Source organism: Rhodanobacter sp. Col0626 (assembly GCF_049994385.1).
Classification (GTDB): Bacteria; Pseudomonadota; Gammaproteobacteria; order Xanthomonadales; family Rhodanobacteraceae; genus Rhodanobacter.
Map to the genome: position 1 here is coordinate 3,933,012 of NZ_CP188260.1, position 16,123 is coordinate 3,949,134.

At 65.1% G+C, this 16,123-nt stretch carries 19 protein-coding genes; 9 read left to right on the forward strand and 10 right to left on the reverse strand.

The window, feature by feature from the left end:
- The first annotated feature begins 38 nt into the window (after positions 1-38).
- The 6 genes from ACPPVV_RS17325 to ACPPVV_RS17350 all read left to right on the forward strand — a co-directional run bounded on the left by ACPPVV_RS17325 (position 39) and on the right by ACPPVV_RS17350 (position 5,847).
- On the forward strand, positions 39-479 hold the full coding sequence (locus tag ACPPVV_RS17325) for a hotdog fold thioesterase (protein WP_426701108.1): 441 nt from the start codon (positions 39-41) through the stop codon (positions 477-479).
- Complete coding sequence (locus ACPPVV_RS17330; protein WP_426701109.1) at positions 476-1,423, forward strand: serine/threonine protein kinase; 948 nt, start codon at positions 476-478, stop codon at positions 1,421-1,423. Before ACPPVV_RS17325 ends, ACPPVV_RS17330 begins: the two co-directional genes overlap by 4 nt.
- Positions 1,424-1,506: 83 nt before the next feature.
- Complete coding sequence (locus ACPPVV_RS17335; protein ID WP_426701110.1) at positions 1,507-1,941, forward strand: hypothetical protein; 435 nt, start codon at positions 1,507-1,509, stop codon at positions 1,939-1,941.
- Between the two features lie 62 nt (positions 1,942-2,003).
- Positions 2,004-3,176 (forward strand): class I SAM-dependent rRNA methyltransferase, encoded by a 1,173-nt coding sequence (locus tag ACPPVV_RS17340; protein ID WP_426701111.1) that lies wholly within the window; start codon positions 2,004-2,006, stop codon positions 3,174-3,176.
- Between the two features lie 41 nt (positions 3,177-3,217).
- The gene (locus ACPPVV_RS17345; RefSeq protein ID WP_426701112.1) at positions 3,218-4,291 is read left to right on the forward strand and encodes a DNA topoisomerase IB; all 1,074 of its coding nucleotides are present in this window, start codon (positions 3,218-3,220) and stop codon (positions 4,289-4,291) included.
- Between the two features lie 113 nt (positions 4,292-4,404).
- Positions 4,405-5,847 carry a DNA recombination protein RmuC gene (locus ACPPVV_RS17350; protein ID WP_426701113.1) on the forward strand — a complete coding sequence of 481 codons (1,443 nt, stop codon included), beginning with the start codon at positions 4,405-4,407 and terminating at the stop codon, positions 5,845-5,847.
- A gap of 9 nt (positions 5,848-5,856) precedes the next feature.
- Here the strand turns inward: ACPPVV_RS17350 and ACPPVV_RS17355 are convergent, their stop codons facing one another.
- Entirely contained in the window at positions 5,857-6,069 is a 213-nt protein-coding gene (locus ACPPVV_RS17355) for a helix-turn-helix transcriptional regulator (RefSeq protein ID WP_426701114.1), read from the reverse strand.
- A gap of 2 nt (positions 6,070-6,071) precedes the next feature.
- Positions 6,072-6,710: a hypothetical protein gene (locus ACPPVV_RS17360; protein WP_426701115.1), complete on the reverse strand. Its 639-nt coding sequence runs from the start codon at positions 6,708-6,710 to the stop codon at positions 6,072-6,074.
- A 213-nt stretch (positions 6,711-6,923) separates the two neighbouring features.
- On the opposite strand from ACPPVV_RS17360, the gene folE reads away from it, so the two are divergent.
- Positions 6,924-7,526: a GTP cyclohydrolase I FolE gene (gene folE / locus ACPPVV_RS17365; RefSeq protein ID WP_426701116.1), complete on the forward strand. Its 603-nt coding sequence runs from the start codon at positions 6,924-6,926 to the stop codon at positions 7,524-7,526.
- Positions 7,527-7,549: 23 nt separating this feature from the next.
- Positions 7,550-7,858: an EF-hand domain-containing protein gene (locus tag ACPPVV_RS17370; RefSeq protein WP_426701117.1), complete on the forward strand. Its 309-nt coding sequence runs from the start codon at positions 7,550-7,552 to the stop codon at positions 7,856-7,858.
- Between the two features lie 3 nt (positions 7,859-7,861).
- Here ACPPVV_RS17370 and ACPPVV_RS17375 read toward each other — a convergent pair whose 3' ends face one another.
- Positions 7,862-9,607, reverse strand: coding sequence for a winged helix-turn-helix domain-containing protein (locus ACPPVV_RS17375; protein WP_426701118.1), 1,746 nt, complete (start codon positions 9,605-9,607; stop codon positions 7,862-7,864).
- Positions 9,608-9,750: 143 nt separating this feature from the next.
- On the opposite strand from ACPPVV_RS17375, the gene ACPPVV_RS17380 reads away from it, so the two are divergent.
- Complete coding sequence (locus ACPPVV_RS17380) at positions 9,751-10,257, forward strand: hypothetical protein (RefSeq protein WP_426701119.1); 507 nt, start codon at positions 9,751-9,753, stop codon at positions 10,255-10,257.
- A 51-nt stretch (positions 10,258-10,308) separates the two neighbouring features.
- Here the strand turns inward: ACPPVV_RS17380 and ACPPVV_RS17385 are convergent, their stop codons facing one another.
- Genes ACPPVV_RS17385 through ACPPVV_RS17415 form a run of 7 tightly spaced genes read right to left on the reverse strand, consistent with a single transcriptional unit; the run spans position 10,309 to position 15,993 of the window.
- The gene (locus ACPPVV_RS17385) at positions 10,309-11,514 is read right to left on the reverse strand and encodes an ABC transporter permease (protein ID WP_426701120.1); all 1,206 of its coding nucleotides are present in this window, start codon (positions 11,512-11,514) and stop codon (positions 10,309-10,311) included.
- The gene (locus ACPPVV_RS17390; protein WP_426701121.1) at positions 11,511-12,245 is read right to left on the reverse strand and encodes an ATP-binding cassette domain-containing protein; all 735 of its coding nucleotides are present in this window, start codon (positions 12,243-12,245) and stop codon (positions 11,511-11,513) included. The genes ACPPVV_RS17385 and ACPPVV_RS17390 overlap by 4 nt, the downstream gene beginning before the upstream one ends.
- Positions 12,246-12,256: 11 nt before the next feature.
- Positions 12,257-13,831 (reverse strand): alpha/beta hydrolase, encoded by a 1,575-nt coding sequence (locus ACPPVV_RS17395; protein ID WP_426701122.1) that lies wholly within the window; start codon positions 13,829-13,831, stop codon positions 12,257-12,259.
- A gap of 3 nt (positions 13,832-13,834) precedes the next feature.
- A complete protein-coding gene (locus ACPPVV_RS17400; RefSeq protein ID WP_426701123.1) occupies positions 13,835-14,032 on the reverse strand; it encodes a helix-turn-helix transcriptional regulator in 198 nt (65 codons plus the stop codon).
- On the reverse strand, positions 14,029-14,430 hold the full coding sequence (locus ACPPVV_RS17405; protein WP_426701124.1) for a hypothetical protein: 402 nt from the start codon (positions 14,428-14,430) through the stop codon (positions 14,029-14,031). Before ACPPVV_RS17405 ends, ACPPVV_RS17400 begins: the two co-directional genes overlap by 4 nt.
- Positions 14,427-15,044 carry a hypothetical protein gene (locus ACPPVV_RS17410; RefSeq protein ID WP_426701125.1) on the reverse strand — a complete coding sequence of 206 codons (618 nt, stop codon included), beginning with the start codon at positions 15,042-15,044 and terminating at the stop codon, positions 14,427-14,429. The genes ACPPVV_RS17405 and ACPPVV_RS17410 overlap by 4 nt, the downstream gene beginning before the upstream one ends.
- A gap of 10 nt (positions 15,045-15,054) precedes the next feature.
- Positions 15,055-15,993, reverse strand: coding sequence for an alpha/beta fold hydrolase (locus ACPPVV_RS17415; RefSeq protein WP_426701126.1), 939 nt, complete (start codon positions 15,991-15,993; stop codon positions 15,055-15,057).
- Positions 15,994-16,123: the final 130 nt, after the last annotated feature.

Here is a 16,123-nt window from a genome sequence, read left to right on the forward strand (position 1 = left end):
GCGGACAACAATGCGGGTTCGCACTGCGGGAATCAACGATGAGCATCTGGAAACAATCGACCGACCTCGACCGCCTCAACGGATGGAGCGCCAATACCATGATGGAGACGCTGGGCATCCGCATCACGGCGGTCGGCGACGACTGGCTGCAAGGCACCATGCCGGTCGACCATCGCACACACCAGCCGTACGGCCTGCTGCATGGCGGTGCCTCGGTAGTGCTGGCGGAAACCCTGGGCAGCACCGCGGCGATGCTCACGCTCGACCCGGCCAGGGAGCTGGCCGTCGGCCTCGACATCAACGCCAACCACATCCGCGGCATGCGCGGCGGCACCGTCACCGGCACCGCGCGGATGCTGCACCTGGGCCGCACCACCCAGGTGTGGGAGATCCGCATCGAAAGCGAGGAAGGCGCACTGGTGTGCATTTCGCGCATCACCATGGCAGTGATCGCCGCGCGCACGATGGGCCCGCGTTGAACAGCGACACGCCGTACGCCAACCTGACCCCGGACCTGATGCTCGATGCCGTCAGTGCCTGCGGCTGGTGGCCGGATGGCCGCCTGCTGGCGCTGAACAGTTACGAAAACCGCGTATGGCAGGTGGGCATCGAGGACGCCGCCCCGGTCATCGCGAAGTTTTACCGGCCTGGCCGCTGGAGCGATGCAGCCATCGTCGAGGAGCATGCTTTCGCGCAGGAACTGGCCGATGCCGAACTGCCGGTGGTGGCACCGCTGGCATTCGGCGGTCGCACGTTGCTGCATCACGGCGGCTTCCGCTACGCACTGACACCTCGCCGAGGTGGTCGCGCACCGGAACTCGAGGCACTCGATCAGCTGCAGTGGCTGGGCCGGCTGATCGCGCGCATGCATGTTGTCGGCGCCCGTGCGCCATTTGCCCATCGCGGCACGCTCGATCGCGACACGATGGTGCAGCAGCCGATGCAGGCGGTACTGGATTCGACCTTGCTGCCAGCTTCGCTGCAAACAAATTACCGTGCTGCGGCGATGCGTCTCGATGTGGCCATCGCCGCGCGCCTGGAAGCGGTGGGCCCGGTGCCGCAATTGCGCCTGCACGGGGACTGCCATCCCGGCAATGTGTTGTGGACCGACGCCGGCCCGCACTTCGTCGACTTCGACGATGCACGCACCGGACCGGCGATGCAGGACCTTTGGATGCTCGCCGGCGATGACCGCACGATGGCGGCCGTACTCGAGGGATATCGGCAGTTCCGCCATTTCGACGACGGCGAGCTGGGCTTGATTCCTGCGCTGCGCGCGATGCGCCAGCTGCATTACGCCGGCTGGATCGCGGCACGCTGGCACGATCCTGCCTTCCCCGCCGCGTTCCCGTTTGCCGCCGAATCGCGCTGGTGGGAGCAACACATCGCCGACCTGCACGAGCTGACCGACGAACTGGAATAATCCGCGCCTTCCGTCGTTTCGAGTGTCGCGGCTGAAGCCGCTCCCACAGATCATCGTCTTCATTTCCCGTTCCGGAGTTTTGCATGCGCACCACCCTGTTCCGCCTGATCGGCGCCCTCGAAATCGCTGGCGGCCTGTATGGCGTGGCGACCATGTTGTATCGCTTGTTGCCGTTCGGCGCACATGACAGCGTGATCGCGCTGATCGGCCTGGCGCTGTACGGCTTCGTGCTGGCCGCCGGCATCCAGCTGGTCGCCGGCAGCGAGCAAGGCGTACGGATGTCCAGCTGGGCCCAGCTGCTGCAGCTGCCGTTGATCGCCACGCCGATGTTCAGTTATGCACTGCACTGCGGCGCCTTCGTCAATGTGTTCGCCACGCTGCAGGCCACGCCGCGGCTGGGTATCGACTGGCATCTCGGTACGCAAGGTTTTCTGCTTGCGGTTGCCGGCCCCTCGGTATCGCGACTGGGCATCAACCTGCTCGCCCTGCTCTCCTGGCTGGCCCTGCGCCTGCGCTGACACCGCCATCCTCTCTTGGCGTCGCCACGGAGGAGGTGGTGGTCACCAGCTATCATGGGCGGATGAATACTCCCGTCGCGCTCCCCGTCATTCGCCTGAAATCCGATCGCAACCCCGGCCATCCGTGGGTGTGGTCGGCGCAGATCTACAAGCCGGAAGCGAAATTGCCGCCAGGCAGCGTGGTCGAGGTGCAGGATGCGAAAGGCCGTTTCGTCGGCCGCGCGTTCTGGAACGGCCATGCACGCATCGCGCTGCGCCTGCTCGACACCCATCCCGACGCCGCCATCGACGCCGATTGGATTGCCGCCCGCATCGCCCGCGCCGTGCAGCTGCGCCGCGACTGGCTGCAGCTCGACCAGGTCAGCGACGCCTGGCGCGTCGTGCACAGCGAGGGCGACGATCTCTCCGGGCTGATCGTCGACCGCTACGCCAACGTCATCGTCATCGAATACTTTGCCGCCGGCATGTGGCGTTTCCGCGAGGCGATCCATGCCGCCCTGCTCACGCACTTCCCCGGCGCGCAGCTGTACTGGTTCGCCGAGTCGCACGTGCAGAAGCAGGAATCGTTCGACTGCCGCAGCCCCGACGTGCCGGCTGCGTTCGAGGTGCACGAGCACGGCCTGCGCTTTCACGCCGCACCGGGTTCGGGCCACAAGACCGGCTTCTTCGCCGACCAGCGCGACAACCGCAAACGCTTCGCGGAACTGGCAAAGGGCCGCCGCGTGCTCGACCTGTGCTGCAACGCCGGCGGTTTCGCCGTGCACGCGATGGCTGCCGGCGCGCGCGAGGCCGTTGGCGTGGACCTGGATGCGGGCATCCTCGAAGTCGCCCGCGCCAACGCAGCCGCCAACGGCGTCGAGGTCCGCTTCGAGCAGTCCGACATCTTCGACTGGGTGCGCGCCGCAGTAGCGCGCGGCGAGCGCTACGACGCGGTGATCCTCGATCCGGCCAAGCTCACCCGCGATCGCAGCAAGGTGATGGACGCGCTGAAGAAATACTTCGCGATGAACCGCATGGCGCTGGATATCATCCCGCCCGGCGGCCTGCTGGTGACCTGCTCGTGCACCGGGCTGGTCGGCGAAGGCGAGTTCCTGGAAATGCTGCGCCGGGTTGCCTTGAATGCCGGCCGCGAAATCCAGGTGCTGGAAGTGCGCGGCGCCGGCGCCGATCACCCGTTCCGCACCGACGTGCCGGAAGGACGCTACCTGAAAGCGGTGTTCTGCCGGGTGGACTGACCTGCACGCGGCGTTGACCGCCACGGCGACAACCTGCGGCGATGAGCCCATCTTCCACCGACCTCGATCCCCGTCTGCGCGCGGAAGTCCGCGCCGTCGGCCTGGTGTATGTCAGCGACGCGCGCCCCGGCATCCAGCGGCTGCGGCACGGCAAGGGGTTCGGCTATCGCGACGCCGCTGGGCATGCGGTCCGCGACCAGGAAGAGCTGCAACGCATTCGCACACTGGCGATCCCGCCGGCCTACATCGATGTGTGGATCTGTGCGAATCCACGCGGCCACTTGCAGGCCACCGGACGCGATGCCCGCGGGCGAAAGCAGTATCGCTACCATGCGTTGTGGCGCGCATTGCGCGATCACGGCAAGTTCGATCGCGTGCTGACGTTCGGTGCATTGCTGCCGAAATTGCGTCGCCGCGTACGCCGCGATCTCGGCCTGGCTGGCCTGCCGCGAGACAAGGTGCTGGCGCTGATCGTGCGGCTGCTGGACGAGACCCTGATCCGGATCGGCAACGACGGCTACACCCGCGCCAACGGCAGTTACGGGCTCACCACCCTGCGCTCGCGCCACGTGCGCGCCGAACGTGGCCGGCTGCGTTTTGCGTTTCGCGGCAAGAGCGGACAACAGCGCGAAGTGGAACTCGACGACAAGCACCTGGCGCGCATCGTGCGCCGCGTACAACAGTTGCCCGGCCAGCTGTTGTTCCAATACCTGGACGACGATGGCAAGCGCCAGCCGATCGACTCCGGCCAGGTCAACGACTATCTGCACGATGCCTGTGGCGAGGACTTCAGCGCCAAGGACTTCCGCACCTGGGGAGGCACGGTGCAGGCCGCCGGTGTGCTGGCACGCACGCCGCTGCCCGAAAAGGGCGGCGAACGGGCACGACGCAGCGCGCTGGCCGGTGCCGTCAAGGAAGTCGCCGCCATCCTCGGCAACACGCCGGCGGTGTGCCGCGCTTCGTACATCCATCCGCAGATCATCGAGGGCTGGCAGGACGGCAGCCTGATCCAGGCGATACCCGCCAGCGCCAGCCGTCATCCACGCCAGCTCGAACAGCTCACCCTGCGATTCCTGCGCAGGCGATTGCGTGCCTTGGCGCATCGCCGCGCCTGAGCCGTTTCGACCTTGGGCCTTGCGCGGCTCATTACCCGCAGCGGCGGCGCACCTGGCGCAACAGATGAGACGGCTCGACGTACACTGGATGCCTTCACAAGGGAAAACGCTTCATGCCCGTTGAAATGCTGTTGATCGCCCTGCTGATCCTCGTCGCGCTGTCGCTGTTGTTGCAGATCGCCCTGCTGCTGCGCCGTCGCGGCGATGCAGGCGTGGGTACGAAGCTGGATGCGCTGAAGGACGACAGCGCCCGCGTCGAACGCACCCTGCGCGAAGAGCAGCGCGCCGGTCGTGAAGAACTGCAGCAGGGCTTCGACCGTTTTCGCGGCCACCTCGGCGAACAGCTCGGCGGCATGTCGCAGCAACAGGCCGAACGCATCGACAGCTTCGGCCAGCGCCTGAGCCTGCTGACCGAACGCACCGACAGCGGCCTGCAATCGCTGGCGCAGCGGCTGGCCGAAGATGCGCGCAGGAGCCGCGAGGAAACCACGCTCGCACTCAACCATTTCGGCGAACAGCAGCAGCAACGTCTGGCCGCACTCGGTGCCGAGCATGAAAAGCGCATGGGCGAAGTACGCGCCACGCTGGAGGCCAAGCTGGGCGCAATTCAGCAGGACAACGCGGCAAAACTCGAGCAGATGCGCGCCACCGTCGACGAGAAACTGCAGAGCACGCTGGAGACCCGGCTGGGCCAGTCGTTCCAGCTGGTATCGGACCGGCTGGAAGCGGTGCAGCGCGGACTCGGCGAAATGCAGAATCTCGCCATCGGCGTGGGCGACCTCAAGCGCGTGCTGAGCAACGTGAAGCGTCGAGGCATCCTGGGCGAGGTTCAGCTCGGCGGCCTGCTCGAGGATCTGCTGACTGCCGAACAATACGCCGCCAACGTCGCCACCGTGCCGGGCAGCAGCGAACGCGTGGAATACGCGATCCGCATGCCGGGACAGGAGGACGGCGAGAACGTGTACCTGCCGATCGATTCGAAATTCCCGGTCGAGGATTACCAACGCCTGCTGGAGGCCCAGGACGCCGCGGACGTCGATGCCGCCGCGCTGGCCGGGCGCGCGCTCGAAGTGCGCGTGCGCGAGGAGGCCAAGCGGATCAAATCGAAATACGTGTCGGCACCGCACACCACCGATTTCGCGGTGCTGTTCCTGCCCACCGAAGGCCTGTATGCCGAAGTGCTGCGCCGACCCGGCCTGTTCGAGAGCCTGCAGCGCGACCACCGAGTGATGGTGGCTGGTCCGACCACGTTGAGCGCCCTGCTCAACAGCCTGCAGATGGGCTTCCGCACGCTGGCGATCGCCAAGCGCAGCAGCGAGGTGTGGAAGTTGCTCGGCGCTGTGAAGAGCGAGTTCGGCAAGTTCGGACTGGTGCTGGAAAAGGCCGAGCGCCAGCTCAACACCGTCAGCAAGAGCATCAGCGACGCGGGCAAGAAAACCAAGACGATCGAGCGAAAGCTGCGCGGGGTCGAGTCGCTGTCCAGCGACGCGGCGCAGGATCTGCTCGGCGAGGCGCTGTCGCTGCCGGACGATCCGGAAGACGATGCCGAGGTCTGAACTCGAACCTCAACGCTTCCACCGAAACACATCCTCCACGCCCGCATCGAACGCGCGTGCGATGCGAAACGCCAGTTCCAGCGACGGCGCGTACTTGCCGGCTTCCAGTGCTATGACGGTTTGGCGGGTGATGCCGCAGGCGTCGGCCAGCGCTTGCTGGGTCATTTCGCCATGCTCGAAACGCAGCTTGCGGATGGTGTTGTCGATCGGGGTGCCGGTCATCGTCAGTGCCGATCGCGCCAGTAAGTCAGCCCGGTCACCGCGTATTCGAGCAGGGATGAGGCGATCAGGCCGGTCATCATCAGGTTGGAGATCGTCATCGGCTTTGCCCACTGCAAATGATCGAGCGGCGAGAACGCGAACATCACCGCGATGGCCAGCACGAAAGCAGTCAGCCCCCAACGCGCCCAACCACTGGCGCGAGCCTGGATGACACGGTCGCGCTCGTCCTGCTCCACCGTGTCGCGCCAGCGTTTGCGCAGCACCCGCATCACGATCAGCCACGCGACCACCAACATGCCGATGTGCTTGCCGATGGCCGGGGCTTCCGACGCCATCGTGCCGTCGGCGGCAACCATCAGCGAGCCGCGCAAGGCGTAGTAAACGAGGATCGCCACGGTGAAGACCAGGCCGATCCACGCCTGCTGTTCGCCCGGTGACACCGGCGCCACGGAATCGCTGGTCGCTCCCGCGACGGCGGACTCCCGCAGCGTCGTCCACAGCAGATACCAGACGATCCATGCGCCGGCGAGCAGGGCCAGTCCACCGGGCCAGCCCAGATCGATATCGGGAAGAACGAACAGCACGTAGAACGCGAGTACCGACAACGGAATCAGTACGGCGTAACGCAGGGTTCTAGACATGATGTCATCTCCGAAAGACATAATGTAATTTATGTATTACATATTGTCTTGTCAAGCTGACTATTTACCTCCGCCTTCGCGTGGAAGCGACTTCGGTCGCTACGCTCTTGACCTGCTTTATCCACAAGGCAATCGCGACTGAAGTCGCTCCCACAACAGACGGGATTTGCCATCGACGCTAAACTGGCCCGTCCGCACACCCAAGGCCACCGCATGAGCGACCAGCGCACTCCCAACGACGTCAGCCAGGAACAAGCCGAGGAGGCCGTGCGCATCCTGCTGCGCTGGGCTGGCGAGGATCCGGCACGCGAGGGGCTGCTCGATACGCCCAAGCGGGTGGTCAAGGCGTATCGCGACTGGTTCTCCGGTTACGAATCCGACCCGGCCGATTACCTGCGCCGTACCTTCAAGGAAGTGGCCGGTTACGACGAGATGGTGGTGTTGCGCGACATCGAGTTCGAAAGCCACTGCGAACACCACATGGCGCCGATCGTCGGCCGCGCCCATGTCGGCTACATGCCGACCAACCGCGTCGTCGGCATCAGCAAGCTGGCCCGTGTAGTGGACGGCTACGCGCGCCGATTCCAGGTGCAGGAAAAACTCACCGCCGAAATCGCCCAGTGCATCCAGGAAACCCTGCAGCCGGCCGGCGTGGCGGTGGTGATCGACGCCAGCCACGAATGCATGACCACGCGCGGCGTGCACAAGCGCGGGGTGTCGATGGTGACCAGCCAGATGCTCGGTTCGTTCCGTGACGACGCGCGTACGCGCGCGGAGTTTCTGCAGTTCATCGGCATCCACGGCGGCCACCGCTGAACGCGCGACCGATCGCCGCCGCGGTGATCCTGCTGCTGGCGTCGACGGCGACGCTGGCCCAGGACAGTCGCGCGGAATACCTGCGCATGTTCGACAGCAACGGTGACGGACGGGTCAGCGAAGCGGAGTACCTGGCCTACATGGGCCGCGGCTTCCAGAACATGGACAGCAACGGCGACGGCACCATCGAAACCGATGAACTGCCCGGCGGCCGCGGCAGTCCGATCACGTTGCAGGCCTATCAGGACAACCTGCGCCGACAGTTCCACAAGCTCGACCGCAGCGGCGACGGCTACCTCAACGCCAGGGAATTGACCGCCCCGCCGGGATGAACCTCAAGCCGGCGGCATGGGCTGCCCGGCTACCGGAGCAAGCCCCACCCGCGCACACAGATCGGCCATGCGCGGATCAGCGCGAAACGCGTCCATGACCGGATTCACGCCCAGCGTATCCACATGGCGTGCGCGCTCCCGCTCGGCACGATCCAGCCACGCGAAGAGTTGCTTGGTGTCGCCCAGGCCGGCATAAACCTGGGCGATGTCGTAAGGCGGGACGTAGTGATCGCGCGACCGTTCCAGCAACGCATCGAGTTGTGCCAGCGCCTCGCTGCGCCTGCCAGCCACGGCATGGGTCCAGGCGATCAGCCACGACGCACGCTCATCGCCAAGCAGTTCGTTCGCCTGCCGCGCACTGGCGATCGCGTCGGCGTGCTCGCCATGGGAACCGAGCACCTGGGCCAGCCAGTAATGCGCCATCCAGAAATGCGGCTCGCGCTCGAGCGTGCCGCGTAGATGCCGTATCGCGAGCGGATACTGGCGATCCCAGTAGTACAGGAAACCTTCGGTGACGTGGACCGGCAGCGAGGTCGGATCGAGTTCCCGCGCACGCCGGATCTGCACGAACGCTTCATCGGGGCGCCCCGACGTCATCAGCAGGATGGCATAGCGGTGGTGGGCATCCGTGCAGTTCGGATCGAGTTCCAGTGCACGTCGATAGGCCACTTCGGCACCGGCCCAGTCGCGATCGTATTGCACCAGCGCGTGGCCGAGCGCGTAGTGCGCCGCCGGCAAACGCTCGTCGATCGCCAGCGCATGCAGCGCCGCTTCGCGCGCCAACGGCCCGACTTCGTGCGGCGGCCGCGCGCCCATCACGCCCTGGATCGTGTAGACGTCGGACAGCCCCGCATGGGCCAGCACGTAACCGGGATCGAACGTTAGCGCCTCCCTGAAATGCCCGATCGCCTGCTTCAGTGCGGACGGCGAACGCTGCTCGACGAAAAACCGTGCCAGCGCATGGCAGCGCCATGCTTCGGGATGCTCGGTGTAGCGCCGGGTCAGCTGGATGCGTTGGTCATAGCTGAGCCGCAACGCCAGCGCGGCGATCGCCTTTTCCGCCACGGTGTCCTGCAGTGCAAACAGGTCATCGGCTTGCGTATCGAAGATCTCGGCCCACTGCTGTCGCCCCTCGGCGACATTGAGCAGGCGCATGCTTATTCTTGCCCGTGCAGAGGCCTGCTGGATCGTGCCGTCCAGCACCGCGTCCACGCCCAGGCGGCGACCGATTTCGAGCGGGTCGTGAGGCTGGCCACTGAAACGGCTCACTGCCGACAACGGCCTGACGACCAGCTCGCCAAGGCTGCTGAGGCGGGTGATCAAGGTGTCGGCCATACCGCTCTGCAGCGCTTCGTCCTGCACAGGCTGCAACAGCTTGAACGGCAGTACGGCCAGCGTGCGCAGCGGTTTCGATGCCGGTGCCGGTTCGTCCGGCGACGCCGCTCGCACCGTGGCGACAAAACGGTAACCGCGCCCCGGCACCGTCAGGATGTAATGCGGTTCGCCACGCCGTTCACCCAACGCGCGGCGCAGGGTCGAGATGGCCTGATTGAGATTGTTCTCCTCGACCACGCGTGACGGCCATACGGCCTGCATCAACTCGTTCTTGTCGACTAGCTCACCACTGCGCGCCAGCAGGTGCAGCAATGTGTCGAAGACCCGCGGCGTCAACGCGATCGGTGCACCCCCGCGGGATAGCGTCCGGGTAGCGTCGTCGAGGCAGAAATCGTCGAACGCGTAGCGAGTCACGGCCTGTCTCCCTGGATGACGGCGCGGTTTTCAGAACTCTTCAGACCGATTCTAAGGACTCCACGGCCTGGCGGCGCAAAAGATGTGACCACGGTGACTTTCCAGCCGGAACACCGTTCCAACCCTTACGCGAGGTCCACATCATGAAACCGTTTCCCTGCAGCAGGACATTCCTTGTGGCCGCGGCGCTGGCTGCCGCCATCGGCGTGGGCAGCAGCGCCAGCGCCACCAACCCTGGCAGTTCGCCAGCCTCCTGGCTTCCCGCACCGCTACGCCTGGTTGGCGTGTGGGACGTCAGCGTGACCCTGCGCGATTGCGTCAGCGGCCACGCGGTTGCGACGTTCCCGGCGATGAACCGGTACGCGGCCGATGGCAGCCAGCTCGAATTCGGCGTCAACATGTCGCCCGCCACCCGCTATCCCAGCCTTGGCACGTGGCGATTCGCCAGCCTGCGCAAGTTCACCTCGGAGTTCAGCTTTTTCCGCTTCAACCCGGATGGCAGCTATGCCGGCACCCAGGAAGTGAAACGCACCATCACCCTGAGCAGCAACGCCGAGCAGTTCACCACGGTCGCCAGCGTGGCGATCTACGACCCGCAACACCATCTGGTAAAGACCGGTTGCGCCACCGAGGCGGCAACACGTCGTTGATCGACGCGACTGTCTCCCTCCCCTGCACACGGGGGAGGGAGCAGGTTTTCCTCAGACCGAGATCGCCAGCTTCTCGGAGCGATACAGCTGGATCGTCACCAGCACCGCAAGCATGGCGGCAACCAGGCTGCCTGCCAGGCACAGGCCCATCTGTTCGGCGCTGACACCATCGCCGCGCAGCAACTGCATAATGCCCAGGTTCTGGCCCAGCAACGGCACGGCATACATCCACGCCTGCGCCTTGATCGGCATGAACGACAGCAGCAGGCTGGGGATGATCGGCACCAGCATCAGCAGCGAGATGTAGGTCTGCGCCTCGCGGTAGCTCTTGGCGAACGCGGCCACCATCGACTGCAGCGCGGCCAGCAACAACACCAGCGGCAACATCAGCAGCAGCACGTGGATCGCAAAGTGCACCCCCAGGTCCAGCTCCATGCCGATTTTCTCGGTGGGAATGAACTGCCCGACCACGGCGAATGCCAGCAGGGTGATCAACAAGCTCGCGACGGAGAACACGCAGATCGCCGCCAGCTTGCCGCACAGGATTTTCCAGCGCGGCACCGGATTGGCGAACAACGGTTCCAGCGATTGCCGCTCGCGTTCGCCCGCGGTCAGGTCGATCGCCAGATACATGCCGCCCATGAACACGGTGATCACGAAGAAGTACGGCAGCATCGCGAACATCAACACCGCGCGCGACTGCGGCGTAGCCTGGTCGCGCTTGGCCACCTGCAGCGGCCATGCCGTGCCGGGCGACATGCCCCGTGCCACCAGCCGCATCGCGCCCTGTTGCCGCGCGTAGCTTTCGACCAGATGGGCCACCCGGTCCACCGAGGTATTCGCATCGCGCTGGGAGGAGTCGTAGAACAACTCGACCTGCACCGGTTCACCCTTGCGCCAGGCCTTGCCGTAATCCGGGGCGATGCGCAGCACCACGTCGGCATCCTGCTTGCGCACGCTCTGTGCGGGATCGGCCACCGCCGCCGCCGGCACCACGCCGCCAGCCTTCAGCGCGTCGAGCAGGTTGGGCGCGTACTGGGCGCCGATGACCGGCACGGCCAGCGGCTTGTCGGCTTTGTCCAGCTCGCGGTTGAGAGTCACGCTGAGCAGCATCACCAGGATGATCGGCCCCAGCAACGGACCGGTGAGGAACGCACTGACCAGGGTGCGGCGATCGCGCAGGTTCTCCTTCACCTCTTTCAGGAACACGGTGAGGAAGGCACCACTGCGCCGGGGCTTGTTGACGACAGTTGTCATGCGGCCAACCCCTCTTCACTGCCAATGATTTTCACGAAAGCTTCCTCGAGGTTGTCCTCACCGGTCTGCGCCCGCAATGCATCGGGCGATTCGTCGGCCACCACGCGACCATGCGCGATTACCACGATGCGATCACACAGCGCCGCCACCTCCTGCATGATGTGGCTGGAAAACAGCACGCAACGTCCTTCCTTCTTGAGCTGCTGCATGAACTGGCGCAAGGCGCGTGTCGCCATCACGTCCAGGCCGTTGGTCGGCTCGTCGAGAATCACGTTGCGCGGGTCGTGCACCAGCGCCCGGGCGATCGCGGTTTTCACGCGTTGCCCTTGCGAAAACCCCTCGGTGCGGCGATCGGCGATGTCTTCCATCTCCAGCGCCGTGACCAGCGCCTCGCGTCGGCTGGCCAGCAGGTTCTCCGGCAAGCCATGCAGGCGTCCGAAGTAGTCGATGTTCTCGCGTGCGCTGAGGCGCTTGTACAAGCCGCGCGCATCCGGCAACACGCCGAGCTGGCGGCGCACGCCAAGCGGGTCGACTGCCGCATCGATGCCGTCCACCAGCACCTGGCCGCGATCCGGCGTCATCAAGGTGTACAGCATGCGCAGCGTGGTGGTCTTGCCGGCGCCGTTGGGGCCGAGCAGGCCGGTGATCTCGCCGTCGCGGGCGGTGAAACTGACGCCGTCGACGGCCTTCACCGTGCCGAACGCCTTGTGCAAATCCCTGACCTCGATCATGGCGCTGCTCCTTAAGGGGTTGAACCGTTGAAATCGATGAAGATCGGCGTGGCCTGCAGCCGGTCCAGGCAGCCAGCGTCCAGTGCCTTCGGATCGGGCTTCTCGACGAAATGCTGGATCAACTGCGGCGCGCAACCGGCCGCCATCACACTGTGTGCCTGACCCTTGAGTACCAGCACGCGCGCATTCGGCAGGCCTTTCGCCACTTCCTCGGCATAGCGCGGCGGTGTCACCGGGTCGTACTGGCCGGCCAGCATCAGCACCGGCTTGTCGGTTTTCAGTGGCTGATGGAAATCGGACGGACGCGTGCCCTTCGGCCATGCCGAACAGAACGCCTTGAGGCCGTCGACCATGCGCGTACCCAGGATGGTGCCGGCGTCCTGCGGGCGCGGCGCGAGCAGGTCGGCATCCTCGCTGCAGATCACGGCGTACTGCATGCCGCTGCCGGCCAGCTCGGACAGCTCGCCGGACAGGATCTTGGCCTGCCCCAGCAATGGTCCGACATCGCCATGGGCGGCAGCATCGATCGACAATGGCAGCAACGCCGCCGTCGCTGGCGTGTATGCAAACATGCGCACGACACTGGCCAGCGCGTTCTCGTTCAACACCCGTTTGACCGTCTGGTAACTCTGCGGATCACGGAAGCTCACTTCATGCGGATTCGCCCGCAGCGCATCGCGCAGCTGGTACAGCGTCTGATCCGGATCGCCGAACTGCTTCTTGCACGCGAGCTCCGCGGTGCAGCGAGCGAACTGCGCCTTCAGTGCATCGTCCAGATTGCGCGCGAAATCCTCGCCCAGCGCGAGCGAGTTCGGCACCGTGCTGTCCAGCACCACGCTGCGCACGGCAGCCGGAAAGCGCATCAGGTACTGCTGCGCCATCCGCGTGCCGTACGACACGCCAAGCAGATCGAACTGCGGCGAGCCGAGCGCCTTGCGCACGTCCTCCAGATCCTGCGCCGCGATCGTGGTGGTATAGAAACGCGGGTCGGCGTGGCCGGCCAACTGCTTCAGGCAGGTGGCCGCCTCCGCACGCATCTTGCCGGCATCGAACGCGTCGTCGCCGTCATCGTCGGATGCCGCCACATCGGGGGATTTGTCGCAGGACAGCGCGTTCGAACCGCCAGTGCCCCGCTGATCCAGCAGCAGCACATCACGATGCGCCAGCAACGGATTGAGCACGCCAGCCAGAGTGCTGGCCGACTCGGTGGCCGCCTGGCCAGGACCGCCGGCGAGAAACACCAGCATGTCCTTGCTGGCCACCTGCGCGCGTGACCGCAATACCGCCAGTTTCAGCTTGATCGTGCGGCTGTGCGGATCGTCGCGATTCTCCGGTACCGGAAACGATGCGCACCACGCCGCGGTGCTAAGACCGCTATTGGGCTGCTCCAGGTTGCACGCGGTCAGCGCCAGGCTGCCCAACGTCCACGTTTGCGGCTTTGCCGGCGCCACCGCCTTGGTTGCAACGGCCGGTGTCGGCGCAGGCATCGCTTCCTGCTGCGGATGATGCAGTTGCCGCCAAGCCAGGAAGCCCAGGCCCACGACCACCGCACCGATACGGAACGCGGTACGTCCACTCAAAGCCATGCCCTACTCCTCACCCGGTAAGAAAATCGATTCGATCGAACGGCCGAACAGGCGCGCGATCTTGAACGCCAACGGCAGGCTGGGATCGTATTTGCCTGTCTCGATCGCGTTGATGGTCTGCCGCGACACGTCCAGCCGCTCGGCCAGATCGGCCTGCGACCAGCTGTGCTCGCCGCGCAATTCGCGTACATGGTTGTTCATTGGCGGCGATAGCGGAGCACGATAAGCCCCTTCACCAGCCCGAAGCTCGCGAAGAGTGCGGGCATCACCCAGATCGCCACGACGCTGCCCGACACTCCGGTGACCACATCGGCGCCTGCCAGGAGACCGAACGTGAAGAAGCCGAAGCCGGTCAGCGCGCTCGAGATCGAGATCGCCTCCAGATCGATCTGCCGTTCCAGTTCGTCCTGATCCCGTATCACGCGTACCAGGGCGCGGATGACCAGCGCGACCGGCAGCATCGGCAACACGACCAACAACGCCCGCCACGCGCGGCTTTCGACATGGGACACCAGATTCGACGTCACGCCGATGAGCACCACGTAGGCGGCCATCGCCGGGATGAATTCACGCAGATAACGCTTGTGAACCGCCCTCATGCTCCGTTCCCCTCCACGCCCTGGTGTCGCCGCGCGTGCCGGCGCGCGGCAGCCAGTGCCGCGGCGATCAACACGAACGAGCTGCTCATGCCGCACAACACGCCACGACCGCCATCATCCAGCGAGCGCCAGCAAACCGCCGCGATAGCCGCCATCACGATCGCCACCAGCAGGAACCGCAGATACATCGGCACACCGTTTTCGTCACTGCACGAGAGGCTGATGCCGTAACGTTGCGCCACCCACCAACGCGTCGTGCCGTAACAGAACATCAGCAACGGGAACACCCAGATCAGGATGCTGCCATCCATCTGCAGTACCTGCGCCGAGGCAAGGAATCCGCCAACGAGACTGAGCGTACCCACCACCGCCGTGGCCACGCCGAGCGCGATCAGATGCGTGCGCTGTTCCAGTTCGTCGCTGTCGCGGATGCGGCGCACCATCAGTCCGATGACATAGAGCATCGGTACGACGGGAGCCAGCGCCAGCAACAACTTCAGCGGCACGCTGGTCGTGGTGCGCACCAGCGGCCACACCAGCAGCATGAAGGCAACGTACACCGTCATGGCGAGCATCAGGCGCTGCTGATAATGCTTGTACCGAAAGCGTGGCATGGGCAGTACCTCAGAGTGTCTTCAAGAAGCCGTCCAGCACCCGCTGGAACTTCGCCGGCTGGTCGAGCATCACGAAATGCCGCGACGGCGCGATCGATACCACCTTCGCGTTCGGGGCATCCTTCAACAGGCTGGCGTAATACGCGGTTTTCTGCGGCTCACTGATAAGTGGCTGCTTGCTCATCGCCGCCGCTTTCTCGAAATCCGCCGCGTAGTACGGCGAGATCTCCAGGATCGGCACGCTTGCGTGGCTCAGGCCCGGGCGATAGTCGCTGGCCATGTCTTCCTGCATGTACCGCGCAGCCGCCTTGATATCGCTGCGCGCGACCTCGGGGGCATGACGAGCCGCCAGTTGCGGATCGATGACGCCCATGTGCTGCATGTAGCCCAGGGCAAACGCCGGGTATTGATCCTGGGTGACGCCCGCCATCTTCTGCGCCATCTTTGCGGCGATGGCTTCGCGCTGCGTCGTGCTCACGCGGTCCATGCCGGGAAATACCGGCAAACCATCCACCGCCACCACACCGGCAATCAGATCCGCATGTTCGCCGGCGAACCTGAGCGACAGCGTGCCGCCGATGCTGTGGCCAACCAGGACCGGTTTGTGGATGTGCCGATCGCGGATCAGCTTCAACAACGAGGCATCCGCCTGATCGAGGAAACGGTCACCCGTGGGCGCCGCCGTGCCATCGAATCCGGCCAGCGTCACCGCATAGACCACATGACTCTTCTGCAGCTGCGTGATGGTGTCGCGCCACTCCCAGGTTCCGCAGGTGAGGCCTGGGACCAGGATCACCGGTTGGCCGTGGTTACCGAAGCGCTCGACCTTCAGCGTACCGACCGCATCGGTCGCTACCGGCTCCTGCGCCTGCACGGCCGCGGCACCGGCCAGCCATGCCAGCGCCAGCAACGGGCAGATCATTCGATGAATCACATGGAATTTTCGCATCACGTCGTCCTCGCCGATATGTCAAGTAACCTTGACAATTGCAGATTAAAACGCCAGCACGATTCATGTCAAGCACACTTGACAAAATTTGAGCAAACCGGCTCCAGGGCTCGCTGGAACGTAAAAATCG